The organism is Arsukibacterium ikkense (assembly GCF_000987775.1).
In the GTDB taxonomy this organism is placed as follows: Bacteria; Pseudomonadota; Gammaproteobacteria; order Enterobacterales; family Alteromonadaceae; genus Alishewanella; species Alishewanella ikkense.
Map to the genome: position 1 here is coordinate 1 of NZ_LAHO01000008.1, position 20,600 is coordinate 20,600.

Annotated in this window: 17 protein-coding genes and 1 tRNA gene; 14 read left to right on the forward strand and 4 right to left on the reverse strand. The window is 48.5% G+C overall.

From position 1 onward, the window contains the following. Positions 1 to 156 precede the first annotated feature (156 nt). From WG68_RS09125 to WG68_RS09155, 7 genes are all read left to right on the forward strand, one after another. A tRNA-Trp gene (locus WG68_RS09125) sits at positions 157 to 233 on the forward strand. Positions 234 to 245: 12 nt separating this feature from the next. Continuing rightward, positions 246 to 593, forward strand: coding sequence for a hypothetical protein (locus tag WG68_RS09130; RefSeq protein ID WP_046557387.1), 348 nt, complete (start codon positions 246 to 248; stop codon positions 591 to 593). Then, positions 583 to 1,032 (forward strand): ribosomal protein S18-alanine N-acetyltransferase, encoded by a 450-nt coding sequence (rimI, locus tag WG68_RS09135; RefSeq protein ID WP_046557388.1) that lies wholly within the window; start codon positions 583 to 585, stop codon positions 1,030 to 1,032. The genes WG68_RS09130 and rimI overlap by 11 nt, the downstream gene beginning before the upstream one ends. Positions 1,033 to 1,134: 102 nt before the next feature. Further along, positions 1,135 to 2,721 carry a peptide chain release factor 3 gene (gene prfC / locus WG68_RS09140; protein ID WP_046557389.1) on the forward strand — a complete coding sequence of 529 codons (1,587 nt, stop codon included), beginning with the start codon at positions 1,135 to 1,137 and terminating at the stop codon, positions 2,719 to 2,721. Between the two features lie 12 nt (positions 2,722 to 2,733). After that, positions 2,734 to 4,473: an arginine--tRNA ligase gene (argS, locus tag WG68_RS09145; protein ID WP_046557390.1), complete on the forward strand. Its 1,740-nt coding sequence runs from the start codon at positions 2,734 to 2,736 to the stop codon at positions 4,471 to 4,473. Beyond that, positions 4,473 to 5,111 carry a pyridoxamine 5'-phosphate oxidase gene (gene pdxH / locus WG68_RS09150; protein ID WP_046557391.1) on the forward strand — a complete coding sequence of 213 codons (639 nt, stop codon included), beginning with the start codon at positions 4,473 to 4,475 and terminating at the stop codon, positions 5,109 to 5,111. Before argS ends, pdxH begins: the two co-directional genes overlap by 1 nt. Continuing rightward, positions 5,102 to 5,908 carry a TatD family hydrolase gene (locus WG68_RS09155; RefSeq protein ID WP_046557392.1) on the forward strand — a complete coding sequence of 269 codons (807 nt, stop codon included), beginning with the start codon at positions 5,102 to 5,104 and terminating at the stop codon, positions 5,906 to 5,908. Before pdxH ends, WG68_RS09155 begins: the two co-directional genes overlap by 10 nt. Here the strand turns inward: WG68_RS09155 and WG68_RS09160 are convergent. Further along, a complete protein-coding gene (locus WG68_RS09160; protein WP_046557393.1) occupies positions 5,891 to 6,481 on the reverse strand; it encodes an AhpA/YtjB family protein in 591 nt (196 codons plus the stop codon). The two genes, WG68_RS09155 and WG68_RS09160, sit on opposite strands and share 18 nt — an antisense overlap. A 50-nt stretch (positions 6,482 to 6,531) precedes the next feature. On the opposite strand from WG68_RS09160, the gene serB reads away from it, so the two are divergent. Together serB and WG68_RS09170 are read left to right on the forward strand one after the other, a co-directional pair. Then, the gene (gene serB / locus WG68_RS09165) at positions 6,532 to 7,620 is read left to right on the forward strand and encodes a phosphoserine phosphatase SerB (RefSeq protein WP_052749034.1); all 1,089 of its coding nucleotides are present in this window, start codon (positions 6,532 to 6,534) and stop codon (positions 7,618 to 7,620) included. Further along, positions 7,617 to 8,516: an alpha/beta fold hydrolase gene (locus tag WG68_RS09170; protein WP_046557394.1), complete on the forward strand. Its 900-nt coding sequence runs from the start codon at positions 7,617 to 7,619 to the stop codon at positions 8,514 to 8,516. Before serB ends, WG68_RS09170 begins: the two co-directional genes overlap by 4 nt. A 28-nt stretch (positions 8,517 to 8,544) precedes the next feature. Here WG68_RS09170 and WG68_RS09175 read toward each other — a convergent pair whose 3' ends face one another. Then, complete coding sequence (locus tag WG68_RS09175; RefSeq protein ID WP_046557395.1) at positions 8,545 to 11,040, reverse strand: PilZ domain-containing protein; 2,496 nt, start codon at positions 11,038 to 11,040, stop codon at positions 8,545 to 8,547. A 118-nt stretch (positions 11,041 to 11,158) separates the two neighbouring features. Here WG68_RS09175 and radA point away from each other — a divergent pair, with 118 nt between their 5' ends. Then, a complete protein-coding gene (radA, locus tag WG68_RS09180) occupies positions 11,159 to 12,517 on the forward strand; it encodes a DNA repair protein RadA (RefSeq protein ID WP_046557396.1) in 1,359 nt (452 codons plus the stop codon). Positions 12,518 to 12,575: 58 nt separating this feature from the next. Here the strand turns inward: radA and WG68_RS09185 are convergent, their stop codons facing one another. Beyond that, positions 12,576 to 13,322: an outer membrane protein assembly factor BamD gene (locus tag WG68_RS09185; protein ID WP_046557397.1), complete on the reverse strand. Its 747-nt coding sequence runs from the start codon at positions 13,320 to 13,322 to the stop codon at positions 12,576 to 12,578. A gap of 122 nt (positions 13,323 to 13,444) precedes the next feature. On the opposite strand from WG68_RS09185, the gene rluD reads away from it, so the two are divergent. The 4 genes from rluD to pssA all read left to right on the forward strand — a co-directional run bounded on the left by rluD (position 13,445) and on the right by pssA (position 18,880). Further along, the gene (gene rluD, locus WG68_RS09190) at positions 13,445 to 14,419 is read left to right on the forward strand and encodes a 23S rRNA pseudouridine(1911/1915/1917) synthase RluD (RefSeq protein WP_046557398.1); all 975 of its coding nucleotides are present in this window, start codon (positions 13,445 to 13,447) and stop codon (positions 14,417 to 14,419) included. Next, positions 14,409 to 15,152, forward strand: a complete 744-nt coding sequence (gene pgeF / locus WG68_RS09195) for a peptidoglycan editing factor PgeF (RefSeq protein ID WP_046557399.1) — start codon at positions 14,409 to 14,411, stop codon at positions 15,150 to 15,152. The genes rluD and pgeF overlap by 11 nt, the downstream gene beginning before the upstream one ends. A gap of 118 nt (positions 15,153 to 15,270) precedes the next feature. Beyond that, the gene (gene clpB, locus WG68_RS09200; RefSeq protein WP_046557400.1) at positions 15,271 to 17,844 is read left to right on the forward strand and encodes an ATP-dependent chaperone ClpB; all 2,574 of its coding nucleotides are present in this window, start codon (positions 15,271 to 15,273) and stop codon (positions 17,842 to 17,844) included. A gap of 199 nt (positions 17,845 to 18,043) precedes the next feature. Beyond that, on the forward strand, positions 18,044 to 18,880 hold the full coding sequence (gene pssA / locus WG68_RS09205) for a CDP-diacylglycerol--serine O-phosphatidyltransferase (protein ID WP_046557401.1): 837 nt from the start codon (positions 18,044 to 18,046) through the stop codon (positions 18,878 to 18,880). 63 nt (positions 18,881 to 18,943) lie between these two features. On the opposite strand, the gene WG68_RS09210 is transcribed toward pssA, so the two are convergent. Beyond that, positions 18,944 to 20,488, reverse strand: coding sequence for a methyl-accepting chemotaxis protein (locus WG68_RS09210; RefSeq protein WP_046557402.1), 1,545 nt, complete (start codon positions 20,486 to 20,488; stop codon positions 18,944 to 18,946). Between the last annotated feature and the right edge of the window lie 112 nt (positions 20,489 to 20,600).

Here is a 20,600-nt window from a genome sequence, read left to right on the forward strand (position 1 = left end):
CTCAGTCGAGTGGGCTTTTTGCATTGTCAGATTTAGTTTTGTGCTAAGGTAGCTAATATTACTCTTGTATGTACGTTTTATATGCACTTGAACCACCTGAAGCGTTTTTTAGCTTTACCTTTAAACAGGCTTTTGTATAATGACGCCTTCAACGCTAGGGGCATAGTTCCAATTGGTAGAACAGCGGTCTCCAAAACCGATGGTTGGGGGTTCGAATCCCTCTGCCCCTGCCACTTCTCTTTATTATGAAGATATCAGCAAGCCAAACCCAGTTACTTCGTCAGCTTAATATTAAGCCTTTGCAGGCTCGTGCTGCGTTTTTTCCTGAATTAGTTGTCCAGCCAGAACACTTACCTACAGCAACAGCACAGTTGCTACAGCCGGACGATTGTTTGCTGTGCAACGATATCAAACTCATGTTAGGCCAAACTGCTATCAGCAACTGGCTGCTCGACCCTGCTGCCAACCAATGTGTGCTTACTGACAACGAGAGTGTACTGATAACCCCTGACCTAACAGCCCTGCAACAAGCTGAACTAAAGCGACAGCTTTGGACGCTGCTGCAACAGCAACTTTCTGACCATGTTGATTAAGCCTTTATCTTTTACCGATATTCCTGCTTTGCTGGCCATTGAGACAGTTGCCAATCGCTATCCATGGACAGAAGGTGTGTTTAAAACCTGCTTCGGTAGCCAGTATTTTAACTTTGGCATATTCGAAAATAACAAACTGTTGGGTTTCTATTTTGGCCAGTTTATTGCGATTGAAAGCCAGCTATTTAATATCTGTGTCAGTACCAGTCAACAAGGTAAAGGGCTTGGGGGTAAGTTGCTTAGCCATTTTATTGCAGAGTCTGAGCAGCGTAACGCAGTAGAGGCCTGGCTGGAAGTCAGGGCCTCAAATCAGTCGGCGATTCATTTATATCAAAAGCACGGTTTCATCGAGGCGGGCCGCCGGCCAAACTACTACAGTAGTGCTACCGGTAAAGAAGATGCGCTAATGATGTGTTTACCTCTGCGTTTTACAAACTAATCCTACGCTGTGCCAGCGGCAGTGATGCTGCTATAATCCCCGACAATTATTTTTCATTGCTTTGTCAGCCACGCAGCTGGTTGTTAACTGATATTGGATACCATGACTAAAGATAAATTTCTGCATGAAATAGACAGCAGACGCACTTTCGCTATTATTAGCCACCCTGACGCCGGTAAAACTACCATCACTGAAAAGGTATTACTGTTTGGACACCTGATCCAGAAAGCCGGTACGGTGAAAGGTAAAAAGTCTGGCCAGTTTGCGACGTCTGACTGGATGGAAATGGAAAAAGAGCGGGGTATCTCTGTTACCACATCGGTTATGCAGTTTCCCTACAACAATTGTCTGGTAAATCTGTTAGATACACCGGGCCACGAAGATTTCTCAGAAGATACCTATCGCACCTTAACCGCAGTAGACTCTTGTTTAATGGTGATTGACGGCGCTAAGGGTGTTGAAGAGCGGACCATTAAACTGATGGAGGTCACCCGGCTGCGTGATACTCCAATTATTACCTTTATGAACAAGATGGATCGCGATATTCGTGATCCTGTTGATTTACTTGATGAAGTTGAAAGCGTACTGAATATTGCCTGTGCACCTATCACCTGGCCTATAGCGTCAGGCAAAGAATTTAAAGGCGTGTACCATATTCTGCGTGATGAGGTCGTTCTGTATAAATCCGGTATGGGCCACACCATACAAGAGGTCGATATTATTAAAGGTCTGCATAACCCGGAACTGGATAAACGTATTGGCTACTATGCCGCACAGCTGCGTGAGGAAATGGAGTTAGTGCAGGGCGCCAGTAATGACTTTGATCAGGAATTGTTTTTAAAAGGCGAACTTACACCGGTGTTTTTTGGTACTGCTTTGGGTAACTTTGGTGTTGACCATATGCTCGACGGCCTGACTGAGTGGGCACCCAAGCCACAATCCAGGCTGACTAACACTCGTAAAGTCGAGCCTACGGAGGCTGGCTTTAGCGGTTTTGTATTTAAAATTCAGGCTAATATGGACCCTAAGCATCGCGACCGGGTCGCTTTTTTACGGATAGTCTCCGGTAAGTATGAAAAGGGCATGAAAGTAAGGCATGTGCGGATTGGTAAAGATGTGTTGATACCGCAAGCATTAACCTTCCTGGCCGGTGATCGGGAGCATCTGGATGAAGCTTACCCGGGCGATATCATCGGTTTGCATAACCATGGCACTATTAAAATTGGTGATACTTTCACTACTGGTGAAGACATGCAGTTTAGTGGTATTCCTAACTTTGCCCCAGAGTTATTCCGCCGTATTCGCTTGCGCGACCCATTAAAGCAAAAGCAGTTATTAAAAGGCCTGGTGCAATTATCTGAAGAAGGTGCAGTACAGGTATTCCGGCCATTGGATACTAACGATTTGATCGTGGGTGCTGTCGGTATACTGCAGTTCGATGTGGTCGTTAGCCGCTTAAAGTCTGAGTACAATGTTGACGCTATCTATGAAAGCGTTAACGTCGCAACAGCGCGTTGGGTGTACTGTGATGATGCTAAAGCCTTGCAGGAGTTTCAGAATAAGGCCAGTTCCAACCTGGCACTGGATGGCGGTGACAACCTGACCTATATCGCGCCGACTATGGTTAACCTGAACCTGGCGACTGAACGCTATCCAAAAATTTCTTTCCAGAAGACCCGCGAACACTAACAGGCTGATGATATGAATATTAAGCAACTTCTTACTGACAGAACTTTAGCCGCCTTTACTGCGTTAGGTTTACCGCAAGGTACTAACCCTGCCGTTACTCAAAGTACCCGGCCGGAGTTTGGTGAGTATCAGATTAACGGCGCTATGGGGGCGGCTAAGTTATTAAAAACCAACCCCAGAGAACTGGCCAGTAAACTGCTGGCCTTGCTGGATCTGAGTGACATAGCTGAAAAAACGGAGATTGCCGGCCCGGGCTTTATCAACGTGTCGTTAAAAGCTGACTGGCTGGCACAACAGTTAACTCTGGCGGCAACCGATAAGCGCCTAGGTGTGAGTGTGAACGCACAGCCGCAAACGGTAGTAGTAGATTACTCGGCGCCTAACTTGGCCAAAGAAATGCACGTTGGCCATTTACGCTCAACCATTATTGGCGATGCGGTGGTTCGCACGCTGGAATTCTGGGGCGATAAAGTGATTCGGCAGAATCACATGGGTGACTGGGGTACTCAGTTCGGTATGCTGATTGCGCATCTGGAAGATAAACTGGCTGCCGGTATCGACTTAGAGCAGGTTGCACTGGCTGATCTGGAGGACTTTTATCGCGAAGCCAAAAAGCGCTTTGATGATGAGGCCGGCTTTGCCGATAAATCCCGCCAGTACGTTGTTCAGTTGCAAAGCGGTGATGAACATTGCCAGAAGCTGTGGCAGCTGTTTATTGATACCTCAATTAAACACAGCGATGAAGTGTATCAAAAGCTGAATGTCACGCTGAAGCATGCCGATATCAAGCCAGAAAGTGCTTACAACAATATGTTGCATGGCATAGTAGATGACTTAAAGCAGCAAAAGCTGGCCGTGGAAAGTATGGGCGCGCTGGTGGTGTTCTTAACAGAGCTGGCCGATAAGGAAGGTAATCCGTCGCCTTTTATTGTACAGAAAACCGGTGGTGGCTTTTTGTATGCAACTACGGATTTAGCTGCATGCCAGTATCGCAGCCATGATTTAGCGGCTGATCGGATTATTATTTTTACCGATGCCCGTCAGGCGTTGCATTTTAAACAGGTAGAGTTGGTTTCGCGTAAAGCCGGTTACCTGCGTGACAGCACCGCTTATGATCATTGCCCCTTTGGTACCATGATGGGTGAAGATGGTAAGCCATTTAAAACCCGCACCGGCGGCACCGTAAAGCTGGTCGATTTACTGGATGAGGCGGTAGTACGCGCCAATACGGTATTACAGGATAAAGCGACCGATCTTACGGCAGACGAAATTGCTGATATCGCCAATAAAGTTGGTATTGGCGCAGTTAAGTTTGCCGACTTATCGAAAAACCGCACCAGCGACTATATCTTCAGCTGGGATGCCATGCTCAGTTTTGAAGGCGCAACCGCGCCATATTTGCAGTATGCCTACACCCGGGTGCGCAGTATTTTGCGCAAGGCCGAGGTAACTGATGATTTCAAGGCTGACATCCTGCTGGCGTCTGCTCAGGAAAAACAGCTGGCAGTTAAATTATTGCGCCTGGAAGAAACGCTGCAGATGGTGATCAAAGATGCACAACCTAATTTGCTGTGCAACTATCTGTATGAGCTGGCCAGTTTGTATATGAGCTTTTATGAGGCTTGCCCAATCTTAAAAGAAGGGGTTGAACCAGAGCTGCGAAACAGCCGTTTAATGCTCAGTATTTTAGCTTCCAAGGTACTGCAGCAAGGCTTGAATTTGCTCGGTATTGAGGTGATGGAGCGTATGTGATGAAAATCGACGATATTCGCCGCAGCTACAGTAAAGACAAGCTGGATTTTGACAAGCTGCTTCCGGACCCGATTGCACAGTTTGAGCTGTGGCTAAAAGATGCCATAGCAGCAGAATTGCCAGATCCGACTGCAATGTGCGTGGCGAGTGTTGATAGCGAAGGCCAGCCGTCACAGCGGCTGGTGTTGTTAAAAGATGTCAACCAGCAAGGCTTTACCTTTTACACTAATCTGGGTAGCCGCAAGGCCACTGAGCTTAGTGCTAACCCAAAAGTGTGCTTACACTTTCCCTGGCACCCGTTAGAGCGTCAGGTCATTGTCTACGGCACAGCAGAGCGCGTTGCCAATGCACAGGTAATGAAGTACTTTTTATCACGGCCCAAAGAAAGCCAGTTAGCTGCCTGGGCCTCAGAGCAAAGCCGGCCGGTATCGACCCGCCAGGCATTGCTGCAGAAGTTTGCTGAGATCAAACATAAGTTTGCCCAGGGTGAAGTGCCGCTGCCTTCTTTTTGGGGCGGTTTTTTAGTGCGGCCACACAAAATAGAATTCTGGCAAGGGGGGGAGCACCGGCTGCATGATCGTTTTATGTATTCAAAACAGGGCGATACGCGCTGGCAAATTGAACGGCTATGTCCCTGAGTTGCAGCGTAACTGGTGCATTCCGGCTGTTTGACAGCCACTGTCATCTCGATTTACCCGAGCTTGCCAGTCAGCAAGCTCAGCACTGGCAACAGGCGCAAAATGCCGGCGTGGCGGCTTTAGTTATCCCGGCGGTGCAACACGCCGCCTGGCATAATCTGCTGAACTTACACCGAGACCAATCAAGTTGGCATATCGCCCTGGGTATTCACCCCTGGTGGGCAGCAAAACATAGCCTGGCGGATGTCGAGTGGCTAAATCAACTACTGCAGCAGCATCCAGACGACGTTTGCGCTATTGGTGAAATAGGTCTGGACTTTGCGTTGGCAGAAGATACTTTTGCCAGACAACAACAGTTGTTTGCAGCACAAATAGCCTTAGCGAAACAGTACGACAAGCCGGTCATTTTGCATCACCGCAAAAGCCAGCCACAGCTGCTGGCCGAGCTGAAACGACAGCAGTTTTCCGGGGGCGGCATTTTGCATGCATTTTCAGGCAGTCAGCAGCAAGCCCGTGCTTTTCTGGAGCTGGGTTTTAAGCTGGGTATTGGCGGCACTATTAGCTATGAACGAGCGCAGAAAACCCGTAACACGGTACAAAAACTGCCACTAAGCAGCTTTGTGCTGGAAACAGATGCCCCTGCCATGCCTTTAGCTGGCGCTCAAGGAGAAATAAATACGCCAGCACAACTGGCCAGAGTGTTTGAGCTGCTCTGCCAACTCCGTAGTGAGAGTCGTCAACAGGTTGCGGCAGCGCTTTGGCAGAATACAGTGTCGGTATTACGGCTTAGTGTTTAAGCGAAAACTCTGCCGTGAAAAACGTGAAAAGCTTCTGCGTAGTAAATAACCTATCAGTCCGGTAATCAGCAATAACAGTAACAAATGGTGCATTAGCTGCCGCCAGCTGGCAAAACTGGGGTTGAGTTTAGTATCAGGCTGCAGGCTTATTTTAATATAACCAAGTAACTGCTGTTTATTACGGATCTCCTGCACCAGCGGCACGAGTGGTTCGCTGGCAAACTTACCGTACATTAACCGGGCGGCTGCACTGGCTTCAGACCAGCTAATTCTGACACCATTACTGTCGTAGAAAACGACATCATATAAAAAGGGACTGGCTGCGATACTTTGGGTAAGTTGCTCCAGCCCATCCAGCTGATCGTTTTCAATCAGATAAGCCGCGGCCTGGGCTAAGGTAAGCAGATTTTCCCGCATCAGTTGCTCAGCCTGAGTTTGCAAAATTTGCAGGCCCTGATTACTGGTTTTTACCCAGCTGTGCAGCACAAACCAAATACCCACTACCGCGATAGCCAGTTGAATCAGCTTAATATAACTTGAAGTAGTGCTTGGTATTGCGATATTGTTCTGCATATTTGGCTACTAAAACAAACTGCTGCTGGCTCGGATGCTTTCAGCATGCCATGGTATTAACTTCAAGTATAGGTTACCCATTGTCGTTTTCTATTTCTGTTACGCCATCACAGCTGAGCAGTGCCGATATTACAGCACTATTAACTGAGCAATCTGCAGTCTGGCTTCATGCGGATGATACGCAGTTGACCTTGCAGTTTAGCCAGCCAACAGCCCTGTTAGCTCAGGCAGTGCCGATTGCCCCTATTAAATTCAAGCCTGGCGCGAGTTCTATCCGCTTGTTTGGTAGGGCGATAGATAGCGCACTGTTATATCAACTTTGCCAACTGTTGCCAGGCGATATTGCCTTGCAGGCTACTTTGTTTAAGCCTCATCCTGCATTGGCCGCAGCAGTAATCATTAAGCTGAGCAGTGCCTTGACGGCAGCGCAGCAGCAACATTTACTCAGCTTTGCCAGCTTGCAGCAGCTTGAATTGGTTTATCTTGATAAGCCAGTGTTGTTATCGCAGCCGGGATTGCTGGTAATGGATATGGATTCTACTGCCATTAGTATCGAATGCATTGATGAAATAGCTGCCCTGGCTGGGGTTGGTCCACAAGTTGCCGCCGTTACTGCCCGGGCGATGAACGGCGAGCTGGATTTTGCTGCCAGCCTTACCGAACGGGTCGCTGCATTAAAAAACGCGCCGCAATCAATATTACAACAGGTCGTGACGGATTTACCTTTGATGCCAGGTTTAACTGAGCTGGTCAGTTACTTGCACCAGATGCAATGGCAGGTGGCCATTGCATCTGGTGGATTTACCTATTTTACTGACGTGTTAAAGCAGCAACTGGGGCTTAGCGCCACTGTTGCTAACGTGCTGGAAATAGACAATGGCTTATTAACCGGCCGGGTAGTGGGCGATATTGTCGATGCAAATACTAAGGCCCGGGTGGTTACCGAGTTGGCTGCGCGTTATAACATAGCCGCTGGCCAAACTGTTGCTATTGGTGATGGTGCCAACGATTTACCAATGTTGAAAACCGCTGCCCTTGGCGTGGCCTTTCATGCCAAGCCCAAAGTACAGGCTGCAGCCTCTGCCAGAATTAACCAGGGTTCATTGTTGCAATTATTGTATTTGCTGGACCCGGCATGAAACATCAGCAAAGTTCGATGTATGTCGATTTACAGCAGTATCAGCTGCATTTGCGCCGATTAATGCCATTGCAAAATGCACTTAGTCCGGTGTTGTTTTTACATGGTGCTATTGAAAATGGCCGTATATTTTACAGCCACTCCGGCAAGGGCTTAGCTTGCTATCTGGCTGATCAGGGGTTTATGGGGTATTGTGCCGATTTTGCCGGCCGTGGTTTATCGCAACCGAGCCTAAGCAAGGGTTTTGCGCAGAACCAGCATCAGGTTATCACCCGTGATATTCCGGCATTAATTGAATTTGTATATCAGCAGCATCAGCAACCACTTACTGTAGTGGCGCACTCCTGGGGTGGCGTTTTACTGGCTGCGTCATTGGCGCGTTATCCTGAATTAATCAGTAAAGTTCGGGCTAAAGTGTACTTTGGTAGCAAAAGAGTGATCAGTGTGCAAAGCCTGGAGCGGAAAATAAAAATAGACTGGCTCTGGAACCGGCTGGCGCCGTGGCTTGGTGCTAAATATGGTTATGTACCAGCAAAGAAATGGGGCTTCGGTGCAGATAACGAACCTACAGCCTTTTTGCTTGATACGATTAGCTGGATTAACGGTGCTCCCTTTGCCGATTTAACTGACGGCTTTGACTACGCTGCTGCCAGCCAACAAACTAACTGGCCTCCGAGCTGGCATTTTGCAGCAGTAAATGACAAGGTATTGGGCCATCCGGCAGATGTGCAGCAATTTATTAAGGAAACCTGCCAACATCAGGCCAACTATACGTTGCTCGGCCGTCAATACGGCCATCTGCAGGATTATGACCATATCTCCATGCTGACGCACCCCGCAGCGGGCGATGATCATTTTGCCAAGCTAGGCCATTGGCTGGCCACAGTCACTAGCTAGGTAAAACAGGCTTAACAATGTAACAGGCTCAATCGGCCAGAAGTATTTGCTGGTGCGGGGAATCTGCTAGCTGCTCCAGACACTGATAACGCCAGGCTAACTCCCTACTAATATCGACAGCGTCACCAACGCCGGCCACGCTCCATAATTCCTCTTCCAGGCTTTTAGCCCGATGAATGGCATAAACGCTGATATAGCTGATTTCTTTAGCAATATAGTCGGTATCTGGCCGTCCGGTTCGGGATAAAAACAGCCGAAAGGCAAATAAGCTGCCCTGATGTATGGCGCTTTTGATAAAAGCTTTTTTTTGCTGTTCATCACTAAACTCATAGTCATAAAAGCTTTGCAGGCTAATGCCGCCATTGTCAGCAGAGCGAGTGGCCTTGATATATAACTCATAGCTTTGCGGTGAATCGAACCTTTTCATCGCCTTTAATTGCTGAGCAAACTGCAGGTTTGCGGTACTGTTCTTCAATAGGGGTTCTAAATCCAGCGGGCCATTATTGCTGTGTTTTAACAGTAACGAATGCAACGCATTCGGGCTGGCTCCTTGAGCGATAACATTCAACTCATAGCGAATGCCTTTGCGATGCAGGTAAAACGCAAAGTTGTTCAGGGCTTTTAAGTACATATTGCGTAATGCTTCAGATAACCCCGGATATTTAGGGGTTTCCTCCGCCAGGGTCAGTTTGGCCCGGTTATTCTGAATCAGTTGCTGAAAAAACTGTTTACCGGTGTGGCCATCATCAGTAGGAACAACCCGCAGGTTCATAATAGTTTGGCTTTTACTGACCGCCATAACTTCATAAGGCAATTGGCTGAGTTGGTGTTTATTGGTGATCTTCTGTAAATCAATCAGATCCAGCAGGACAACATCGCCTTTCTGGTACTTGACGGGCTGCACAGTTTCTATTTGTAAGCCGCCGGTAGAGAAATCACGGCTGAAGCCTGCAACCAAATTATCATTTTGCTGCAACTGCACCGTGGTTTTGTACAAATAGCGCGATTCTGCCCGCAGATTAATATACTGTACTGGCACCGGTTCACACGGTGGGACTTGCGGCAATTTACGATGGCCAAATTGATTTAACTGGCTTAGCTGGGCTGGATCATAGCGGTATTGTTGATAGTATCCGCTGTTATTTCCGGTTATATCGGTCAGGCTTACAATATAACGCAGATTTTTGATTACCCCTTGCACCAGCGGAGTCATAGCTATTTTTTCCGCCGGGACCGCTTTTTCAGCTGTTTCAGGCAATGAAAAAAGTTCGGTTGCATGCTGGGCTGTGGTTTTCACCAAATTTAAATGAAATACCCGCCAGCTGGGCTTGGCAGCGCCAAAGCCAAAGAAGGTATCGCGCAGCTCAGGTGCGGCCAACAGATCTTCTGCTGTGGCAGAGTAAAAATACAGTTTGCCTTTGGCTGCATGCGTAAAGCAATACAAAATGGTCGAGCGTTCCGGGCCGCTCTGGGCTAATAATTGTTTTAAGCGCTTTACAGCCAGCAACGTGATCAGTACCGAACGCTGTTGCTCATCTAAAAAATAATGCCATATTGCTTTGTTGTAGTCGGTTGTCAGGCCAAAACGAGGGCTGACAATGCCTTCATTTACCGTCAGATATACTGGCAGGCTATTTAACCTCGGCAAATAAAATTGTTCATAACCCTTAGTGATGACCGCATCGGTAGTATTGTCTAAATTAATTTTATAGCGGCGTTTGTTACCATGAATAAATTTTTGCAAAAAGCTGCTAAAACCGTTGTCGTGCGCTGAGGGCAGCTTTTTCAAACGCCAGTAATTCACTTTATTGAGTTGTTCTATGTCAAGCAATTGATATTGGATGCCATTAGGAAGGTCGAGCGTATACTCTTGCTCTAAACCGGTGAAATGAATAGTGATGGTATCACCGGGTGTGGCAGTGCGGCCTTTGGGGATCTTCAGTTTGCAGCCAGAAATGGATAAGTCGCTGGTGGTGGCAATAAAGCGGCTGTCGGCAAGTTTAACGTCAACATCAATGCCATAATTCATGCGCTCTTCATTACGGTTAACGTAATGCCCAAAAGTGATAAGTTTGGCACTGGATTGTTGCTCCGGGGAGCGCGCAGCGCTTTCTTCATGTAACTCGCCCCCCTGTAAAGCGGACTTTACCCGTTCGGCGGTTTCTTTTTTATGGATCACCCGAAAATTATTATCAGCGTTCATGACTTCTTCGTAAACGCCCAGCGTATAGCCACCATATTGTTTAATGCCACTCTCAAATAACTGAGTGGCTTTGTCATCCATATAGTGAGTTTTTTCCCGGTAGACGTAAGGGCGCACTTCACCATCGACATGGCCGCGCAAATCAATAAAATAATCACATGGCTGGGCCATGCGCTTTAATTCCATTTTTAGCAGGAATTGTTTTGATTTCGGTAAGTCAGATGTCAGTAAACTAAAAACCTGATCGAACTCGGCCGAGTTCATCAGGCTTTTCATCCTCTCAATAACACCAACATACTCTTTTAAATCTTCTGCGGTCATAGTTTCGTTTTTCAGATGCCAAAATTCAGGCGTCTTTTGGTTATAATCGTAGTACGCTACGTGGTTATAAATTGAAAAGCAATATCTGTGCCTTTCTTTCAAATTAGGATTTTTGGCAATGGCAAAAGTGAAAACGGCTTACGTCTGCAATGAATGTGGTGCCGACTTTATGCGCTGGCAGGGACAGTGTAATGAATGTGGTGCATGGAACAGTATTACCGAGGTGCGCTTAGGTGCAGTAAAAACCGCCGGTACCCGTCAGGGCTATGCCGGAGCTGCACAGGCCAGGGTTATGCGGCTGGACGAAGTGGATTTACAGGAGGTACCACGCTTTAGTTCGGGCTTTGCTGAGTTTGACCGGGTGCTGGGCGGCGGTATAGTGCCGGGCTCGGCTATTTTGATCGGTGGGGCGCCAGGAGCTGGTAAAAGTACCTTGTTACTGCAGTTAATGTGCGGCTTAGCTGAACAGGGCAGTGCGCTGTACGTCACTGGTGAGGAGTCATTGCAGCAGGTGGCGATGCGGGCGCAGCGTTTAGGCTTGCCCAGTACTAAACTGAATATGCTGGCAGAAACCAACGTTGAAACGGTGTGCTTGCTGGCACAACAGGAAAAGCCGCGTATTATGGTTATTGACTCTATCCAGGTGATGCATCTGGCCGATATTCAGTCGGCTCCAGGCAGTGTGTCGCAGGTAAGAGAAAGTGCCGCCTTTTTAACCCGCTTTGCCAAGCAATACAATATTGCCATTATTATGGTGGGCCATGTGACCAAAGACGGCTCACTGGCAGGGCCAAAGGTACTGGAACATTGTATTGATTGCTCGGTGATGCTGGAAGGTGATACCGATAGTCGTTATCGCACCTTACGTGGCAATAAAAACCGTTTTGGCCCGGTGAACGAGCTGGGGGTGTTTGCGATGACGGGGCAGGGCATGAAAGAAGTGAAGAACCCGTCAGCGATTTTTTTAACCCGAGGTAAGGAAGATCAGTCCGGCAGCATCGTGATGGTGCTATGGGAAGGCACCCGCCCTTTATTGGTTGAAATTCAGGGGCTGGTAGATCATTCACCATTAAATAATCCGCGACGGGTGACGCTGGGGATGGAACAAAACCGCATCTCGATGTTACTGGCGGTGATGCATCGTCATGCTGGTATCCAAATGGCCGATCAGGATGTTTTTGTTAACGTGGTGGGCGGGGTTAAGGTTAACGAAACCAGCGCCGATTTAGCGACATTACTGGCGCTGGTATCAAGCTTTCGTGACAAACCCTTGCCTAACGATTTGGTGGTCTTTGGTGAGGTGGGGCTGGCAGGCGAGATCAGGCCGGTACCCAGCGGGATTGAACGATTAAAAGAAGCCGCGAAACATGGTTTTAAACGGGCCATAGTGCCGTTGGCTAACAAGCCTAAAGAGCAGATTGCGGGTATGGATGTGATAGCGGTATCGAAACTGGCTGAAGCATTGGAAGCGATTTAACGGCTGTTGAGCCGGTGTGTATCAAAGCCTGCCCCGGTATTTACCAGGGCGGGTATGCTCAGAAGCGGTTATTTGCCGGGAAGTTATGTTTCAATACTTGATAGGTATCCGTTTTCAGTTTTTCCAGGCCCAATTTGTCATAACTTTCTACCATGACTTCCAGTGCTTGTTCAACATAAGGGGAATCCCGGTAGTATTCCAGCACATATTTACCACGGTTGGCGGCAGCCAGGAAAGCGCCACGGCGCATGTAATAGTCGGCTACTAATAATTCATGACGGGCCAGGGTATCTTTAATTTGTACCATCCGTTTTTTGGCTTCTTCACTATATTTACTGGCTGGATAGTTGCTCACCAGAATTTTGAAGTCATCAAATGCCTGGCGGGTGCTGCTTAAATCACGATCGGCCCGGTCAATGCCGAAGAAATCCTGAAAGCCATTTTCATCGGCTTTTAAATTTGCTAAGCCGCGCATGTAATATACATAATCTAAATCCGGCTGATTCGGGTTTAACCGAATAAAGCGGTCGATGCTGGCTAACGCTTGCGGCAAATTGTTCGCTTTATAATAAGCGTAGATTAAATCGAGCTGAACCTGACGCGCCAAAGGGCCAAAGGGATAACGCGACTCTACCGCTTGCAGTAATTCAACTGCGCGGTTGTACAAGCCGTTATCTAACACATCTTTTGCTTGCTGATACATTGCCTGAGCAGTTTGGCTGCTCGGATCAGGTTGAGAAGGCTTTCCGGCACAGGCGCTAAGGGCCAAAGTAACAATTGCAATCAGTAAAAATTTCGCTTTCATGTAAAAATCCGTAACTACTTGGCTAAATGGCTGTCTAGTCGTGAGTAAAATCGCTAAAATAACCGCTATTGCGATTCTACCCCAGATAAGTTGGGGTTGCACACAGGATAACTGCTTCCGTCATGACAAAACAGATAAAACTTTCACAAATCGTCCCCGACAACTTTTATGGTATGCGCTTAGATCAGGCTTTAGCCGAAATGTTCCCGGATTATTCGCGTTCCCGGATAAAAGAGTGGATCCTGGCCGATGCGGTGCAGCTGGATAAGAGCGTTCAGAACCTGCCGAAGTTCAAGGTTGTTGGTGGCGAGCAGGTTGATATTGTTGCAGATATTGCTGAGGATCAACGTTTTAGCGCCGAACCAATAGCGCTGGATATTCTGCATGAAGATGAACATATTCTGGTGATAAATAAACCTGCCGGACTAGTGGTACACCCTGGTGCCGGCAATGCAGATGGCACTTTGCTTAATGCTCTGTTGCACCATTGTCCGTCTATTGCTGAAGTGCCACGGGCCGGTATTATTCATCGGCTGGATAAAGATACCACTGGTTTAATGGTGGTGGCGAAAACCATACCCGCCCAAACCCATTTGGTTGAAGCAATGCAGGCACGCGAAATTACCCGTGAGTATGAAGCAATTTGCTATGGCAAAATGACCGGTGGTGGTTTTGTTAATCAACCGATAGGTCGCCATCAGACCAGACGAACGCAAATGGCGGTAATTGACGGTGGTAAGCCTGCGGTAACGCATTACCGGGTAATGGAGAAGTACCGCGGTCACACCCGGCTGCGCTTGCGCTTAGAAACAGGCCGTACTCATCAGATCCGTGTGCATATGGCGTTTATTAACCACTCGCTGGTGGGCGACCCGGTATATGGCGGGCGGCCAAGACCACCGCGTAAAGCTGCAGAAAGCTTACTGGTTATGATCCGTAATTTTAAACGTCAGGCTTTACATGCGGCGATGCTGCGTTTAGCTCATCCTATTACCAGTGAAATTCTGGAATGGCATGCACCCTTGCCAGAGGATTTGGTCGAGTTAAATGCTGCGTTACGCGCCGATACCTTATTGCATGGTATGGATGAGGCCTGAGTTGATTGCCCCTACCTGGCCCGCACCCGCTAATGTGAAAGCCGTCTGCTCAACCCGGGCAGGGGGGGGCTCAACGGGGCCCTACCTAAGTTTAAATTTAGGGGGGCATGTTGGCGATGCAGCAGAGGCTGTAAGCCACAACCGTCAGCTATTTCAAACTATGGCAGCCATGCCTGGCCAGCCTGCATGGCTGAATCAAACGCATAGTACCCGCTGTATTAATCTGAGCTCGGTAGTAACTGATGACCTTAACGCTGATGCCAGTTTTAGCCGTCAGCCTGGTCGGGTTTGTGCGGTGATGACCGCCGACTGTTTGCCAGTATTGCTGTGTAATAGGGCCGGTACCGAAGTGGCTGCTGTGCATGCTGGTTGGCGCGGTTTATGTGATGGCGTGCTGGAGAATACGCTGCAGTTGTTCAGCCAACCTAGCGATTGTCTGGCTTGGTTGGGGCCCGCTATCAGCCAGGCCGCTTTTGAAGTGGGCAGCGAGGTGCGTGCCGCTTTCATTAAGCAAGATCCGGCCGCGGCCAGCGCTTTTATTGCTGGTAAGCAGGGTAAATGGCAGGCTGATTTATACCGCCTGGCACGTCAGCGCCTGGCACGCTGTGGCGTTAGCGCTGTGTATGGCGGTGACTATTGCACTTACCAGCAACCCAATGATTTTTTTTCCTATCGACGCGATGGTCAAACCGGCCGTATGGCGTCTGCTATCTGGCTTGAACCCGCCCGTTAGCAGGTCAGTTACCGCTGTTTCCCTGATCCAAGTCAATTTTTTGACGTTCACTGCTTGATATTTGCTCAGCTTCGCCCAATCTTACTACACATCTAGGTTACATGATGCGGAGCTAAACATGCGGTTAGACAAATTTACCAGTAAATTCCAGGAAGCTATTGCCGATGCACAGTCGTTGGCGCTGGGCCGCGATCAGCAATTTATCGAGCCGGTTCACCTGATGTTCGCCCTGTTAAATCAGGAAGGCGGTACGGTACGCGATCTGCTGAACAAAATCGCCATTAACTTTAATGAACTGCGGGCCAAAGTCAGTAAAGCTATTGAGCGCCTGCCAAGGGTTGAGGGCGAGGGCACCAACCTGCAACTATCCACTGCCACCGCTCAGCTACTGCAGCAGTGTGACAAGCTGGCGCAAAAGCGCAAAGATCAATTTATTTCCAGTGAGCTATTTGTCCTGGCGGCGACTGAAGACAAAACTGAGCTGGGCAACATTCTGCGTTTACTTGGGGTAAGTAAAGACAAGGTTAACGCCGCGATTGAAGATATCCGGGCAGGCCAGAAGGTCGATGATCCAAACGCTGAAGACAGCCGCCAGGCTTTAACCAAGTACACTATTGATCTGACTGCCCGGGCGGAAGCCGGCAAGCTGGATCCGGTGATTGGCCGCGATGAGGAGATCCGCCGCTGTATTCAGGTGCTGCAGCGCCGCACCAAGAACAATCCGGTGTTAATTGGTGAGCCAGGTGTTGGTAAAACGGCTATTGTTGAGGGGCTTGCCCTTAGGATCATCAATAAAGAAGTGCCTGAAGGCCTGAAGAATAAGCGGGTATTATCACTGGATATGGGCTCTTTGTTAGCCGGCGCCAAGTACCGTGGTGAATTTGAAGAGCGGCTTAAAGCGGTACTAAATGAGCTGGCCAAAGAAGAAGGCCAGGTGATCCTGTTTATTGATGAAATTCATACCATGGTCGGCGCTGGTAAAGCGGAAGGTGCTATGGATGCAGGCAATATGCTCAAACCTGCGCTGGCTCGCGGCGAATTACATTGTCTGGGGGCTACCACCCTGGATGAGTACCGCAAATATATTGAGAAAGATGCAGCGTTAGAGCGGCGCTTCCAAAAAGTATTGGTTGAAGAACCCAGTGTTGAAGATACCATTGCCATTTTGCGTGGTTTAAAAGAACGCTACGAGCTACACCATGCGGTTGAAATCACGGATCCTGCTATTGTCGCTGCAGCTACCTTGTCGCACCGGTATGTCAGTGATCGTCAGTTGCCCGATAAAGCGATAGATTTAATTGATGAAGCGGCGTCAAGCATCCGGATGCAGATGGATTCAAAACCGGAAGAGCTGGACAGGCTGGAGCGACGGATTATTCAGCTTAAGTTGGAAGACAATGCCCTGGCAAAAGAAGCGGATGAGGGTAGTAAAAAACGCCGTGATATTATTCAGGAACAAATTCAAGAACTTGAAGGTAATTACAACGAGCTGGACGAAGTGTGGGAGTCTGAAAAAGCCGCGTTGCAAGGTACCCAGAATATTAAAGCTGAGTTGGAGCAGGCACGGCTGGACTTGGAGGTTGCCCGCCGGGTCAGCGATTTGCAGCGCATGTCAGAACTACAGTATGGCCGGATCCCTGAGCTGGAAAAGCGTCTGGATTTAGCCAGTCAGGCAGAAATGCAGGAAATGACTCTGCTGCGTCACAAAGTTACGGAGCAGGAAATTGCCGATGTGTTGTCTAAAGCCACCGGTATTCCGGTCAGTAAAATGCTGGAAGGCGAGCGCGACAAGCTGCTGAGAATGGAAGATGCGCTGCATGGCACTGTGGTCGGGCAACATGAGGCGGTAACTGCCGTGGCCAATGCGATACGACGTTCCAGGGCTGGCTTGGCTGATCCCAATAAACCTATTGGTTCTTTCTTGTTTCTGGGGCCAACCGGGGTCGGTAAAACTGAGTTAACCAAGTCACTGGCGCAGTTTTTATTCGATAGCCCCGCTGCCATGATCCGGATTGATATGTCTGAGTTTATGGAGAAACATGCCGTATCACGGCTGGTGGGTGCACCTCCGGGGTATGTGGGTTATGAAGAAGGTGGTTATTTAACAGAAGCGGTGCGCCGCAAGCCTTATTCGGTGATACTGCTCGATGAGGTGGAGAAGGCACATCCGGATGTATTTAATATTCTGTTACAAGTGCTGGATGATGGCCGCTTAACGGACGGTCATGGCCGGACAGTTGACTTTAAAAACTGCGTAATTATTATGACGTCTAACCTGGGATCAGATTTAATACAGGAACACTATCAGGAATATAGCTATCAGCAAACCAAGGATATGCTGATGGGGGTGCTAAGCAAGCAGTTCCGGCCAGAGTTTTTAAACCGGCTGGATGAAACTGTGGTATTTCATCCGCTGGATAGTGCCCAGATTAAGAAGATTGCCCGCATCCAATTGGCACGGCTGGAAAAACGCTTGCAGGACAGGCAGTTTGAACTGGAAGTCACGGAAGCCGCATTGGATAAACTGGCAGCAGTAGGGTTTGACCCCTTGTTCGGGGCCAGACCATTAAAAAGGGCTATTCAGCAACATCTGGAAAACCCGTTAGCGCAAACCCTGTTGCAGGGCACTATAGTGCCAGGTGCCACTATTAAAGTGGATCATGATGGTGAGCAGTTTATTCTGACTAGCTAAAGAATCACCCAACCCTAAGCGGCAACCTGCGTTAAATGAACCGGCCACCCAGCGACTATTGTTGCCGGGTGGCCGGTTCATTTATGCCACTAGCCGTTGGTTGTCACGCCGGGCTTGACCACAACTTTTGCCAGTGCGCCTATCCATGTTAAGGTAAGTCCCTTATAATCAGTGAAATGCTAATCAGAAAAGTTGTTTTATGACCGACTCAAAAAATAATGACACCAGCCCGCGCAAGGGCATTTATCTGTTACCTAACTTACTAACCACCGCTGGTTTATTTGCCGGTTTCTTTGCTATCGTTTCGTCGATGAATGGCCGGTTCGAAGCTGCTGCTGTTGCTATCTTTATTGCGATGATTTTCGATGGCCTGGATGGCCGGGTTGCACGGCTGACCAACACTCAAAGTGAGTTTGGCGCCCAGTATGACAGTATGTCTGACATGCTGTCGTTTGGGGTGGCTCCGGCGCTGGTAGCATATAACTGGGGCCTGGCCGATTTAGGCAAATTTGGCTGGCTGGCTGCATTTATTTTTGTGGCTTGTGCGGCACTGCGTCTGGCGCGGTTTAATGCTAATCTCAGTGTGACTGATGGCCGTTTTTTTCAGGGTTTAGCCAGCCCGGCAGCTGCCGCTATTATTGCCGGCATGGTATGGACCGGATCTATTTATCAGGTAGATGGCGACAATATTGGTTATCTGGTTGGGGTGCTGACCATCGTTGCCGGTTTGTTGATGGTCAGTAACTTCCGCTATCACTCTTTTAAGGATGTCAACTGGCGCGACCGGGTGTCGTTCCTGGCCATTCTGTGTGTGGTGCTGGTATTTGTGGTAATCGCCGCCCGCCCTGCAGAGATGCTGTTTGGTATTTTCTTTATTTATGCCTGTTCAGGGCCTGTGACCACTATTCGCAGTGTTCGCAAATTAAAATTAGAGCATGTGGTAGGCGATACCAATGACGCTGATTTTGCGGATGACTTACCTGAGCAGGATGAAACCGTAACCGTTGATACAACCGACACCAAGCCACGCCCGTAAGATTTCATCTGTTGTTATTCACCCGGGGGTCATGCCGTTACGTAAGTAACGGCATGCTTGCAGCTAGCCAAAACTCTTATTCAGGTTTCTGATTTCAGCCGTCTGTTGCTGTAACTGCTGGCTGTTCTCGGCCACAATTGTTATGTTGGCTAGGTTACGTTCGGCAATGCTTTGAATGGTACCAACGTTTGCCTCAACATCTTTTGCTACCGCACCTTGTTGGGTAGCAGCGGTAGCTATCTGACCCGACAGGTTGGTAATGGTGTTCATCATGCCTACAATCTCTGCCAGTTGCTGCTGGCTCAGCTGGGTTTGACGAACCGATAGCTCGGTTTGCTCTTTGCTTTGCTGCATAACCTTGCCCCAGCTGAGCAGTGTTTGTTGAATTTCAGCAATCGACGTCTTAATTTGTTCTGTGGCTTTATGGGTGCGGGTGGATAACGCCCTGACTTCATCGGCAACCACTGCAAAGCCCCGGCCATGTTCACCGGCGCGAGCAGCTTCAATAGCGGCATTAAGCGCCAGTAAATTGGTTTGATCAGCGATACCCTGAATTTCGGTCATAACGGTGCCAATGCGTTCTGCCTCAATGGCCAGGCTATCGGCAGTATTGGCGGCACCGCTTACCTCAGTAGCGAGCTGCTGTACGGTGCTGGCAGTTTGCTGCATCGCGTGTTTAGCGGTTTCACAAATAGTATGAGTGGCGGCGACATGCTGCCTGGTTTCAATAGTGCGACTGGCAATATCCTGTACGGTCGCATTGAGTTGATGAATGGCTGTGGCGATACTTATTAATTGCTGATGCTGTTGGGCAATACCTTGCTGGGTAAGCTGCACGGCTTCACTTTGACTCTCGGCAATGTTATTTAGCAGTTTAGTGCTATCCATGGTGCGCCCCAGCACCGTCCTTAAACGAGCTTGCAGCATTTTCGTCTGGAAATCAGCAATACCATAAGGGCCAAAGCCAGAATATATCCAGCGGGAGACACTATCAAAACGCTGTTGTTGTTGTTTTAATTTATCCGGTATTACCACTAATTCGTCATAGAAGCAGATTAAGAAAATTAAAGGTAGCAGGGCGGCGAACAAAAATGCCAGGCCGAAAAACCAGCTACCACCGGCAATCAACAGTATCGACAGCAACGCGGCTATCAGTCGCTTTAAACCAAAATTGCTGCGCCAGTCTGAAGGCGTGTTACCAGCAAGCATGGCGGGGTAACTGAGTTCTGCGCGCTTGATAGTCTGATTATCGGGTTTGACTCGCACCGATTGGTAGCCCACCAGTTTATCTTGTTGAAAAATAGGGGTGATAAAAGCGTCTACCCAATAGTAACGACCATCTTTACAACGGTTTTTGACGATGCCGCGCCAGGACTCGCCCTTTTTTAACTTTTGCCATAAATCGGCAAAGGCGGCAGCTGGCATATCAGGATGGCGCACCAGATTATGATTTTTACCGACCAGTTCATCTTTGCTATAACCAGCAATCTTGCAGAAGGCATCATTGGCATAAGTCACAACGCCACGTAAGTCTGTGGTTGATACCAGCTCGTCACTGGCAGAGTAACTGACTTCTTCGTTGATTAGGTGGTTATTGCGACGGTTCATACTGCTCCTTTGGGGGTATAGTTACTACCTCTTAGATAGTAATGTAAATACTGACTTATTTCATCTCATTCACCCGTGCATTCAGGCTATTGAGCGTAATAGCACAACAAAC

Excerpts from the sequence above, each read along its gene's own strand:
- WG68_RS09130 (WP_046557387.1), top strand. The coding sequence starts at position 246 with ATGAAGATATCAGCAAGCCAAACCCAGTTACTTCGTCAGCTTAATATT.
- rimI (WP_046557388.1), top strand. The coding sequence starts at position 583 with ATGTTGATTAAGCCTTTATCTTTTACCGATATTCCTGCTTTGCTGGCC.
- prfC (WP_046557389.1), top strand. The coding sequence starts at position 1,135 with ATGACTAAAGATAAATTTCTGCATGAAATAGACAGCAGACGCACTTTC.
- argS (WP_046557390.1), top strand. The coding sequence starts at position 2,734 with ATGAATATTAAGCAACTTCTTACTGACAGAACTTTAGCCGCCTTTACT.
- pdxH (WP_046557391.1), top strand. The coding sequence starts at position 4,473 with ATGAAAATCGACGATATTCGCCGCAGCTACAGTAAAGACAAGCTGGAT.
- WG68_RS09155 (WP_046557392.1), top strand. The coding sequence starts at position 5,102 with ATGTCCCTGAGTTGCAGCGTAACTGGTGCATTCCGGCTGTTTGACAGC.
- WG68_RS09160 (WP_046557393.1), bottom strand. The coding sequence starts at position 6,481 with ATGCAGAACAATATCGCAATACCAAGCACTACTTCAAGTTATATTAAG.
- serB (WP_052749034.1), top strand. The coding sequence starts at position 6,532 with ATGGTATTAACTTCAAGTATAGGTTACCCATTGTCGTTTTCTATTTCT.
- WG68_RS09170 (WP_046557394.1), top strand. The coding sequence starts at position 7,617 with ATGAAACATCAGCAAAGTTCGATGTATGTCGATTTACAGCAGTATCAG.
- WG68_RS09175 (WP_046557395.1), bottom strand. The coding sequence starts at position 11,040 with ATGACCGCAGAAGATTTAAAAGAGTATGTTGGTGTTATTGAGAGGATG.
- radA (WP_046557396.1), top strand. The coding sequence starts at position 11,159 with ATGGCAAAAGTGAAAACGGCTTACGTCTGCAATGAATGTGGTGCCGAC.
- WG68_RS09185 (WP_046557397.1), bottom strand. The coding sequence starts at position 13,322 with ATGAAAGCGAAATTTTTACTGATTGCAATTGTTACTTTGGCCCTTAGC.
- rluD (WP_046557398.1), top strand. The coding sequence starts at position 13,445 with ATGACAAAACAGATAAAACTTTCACAAATCGTCCCCGACAACTTTTAT.
- pgeF (WP_046557399.1), top strand. The coding sequence starts at position 14,409 with ATGAGGCCTGAGTTGATTGCCCCTACCTGGCCCGCACCCGCTAATGTG.
- clpB (WP_046557400.1), top strand. The coding sequence starts at position 15,271 with ATGCGGTTAGACAAATTTACCAGTAAATTCCAGGAAGCTATTGCCGAT.
- pssA (WP_046557401.1), top strand. The coding sequence starts at position 18,044 with ATGACCGACTCAAAAAATAATGACACCAGCCCGCGCAAGGGCATTTAT.
- WG68_RS09210 (WP_046557402.1), bottom strand. The coding sequence starts at position 20,488 with ATGAACCGTCGCAATAACCACCTAATCAACGAAGAAGTCAGTTACTCT.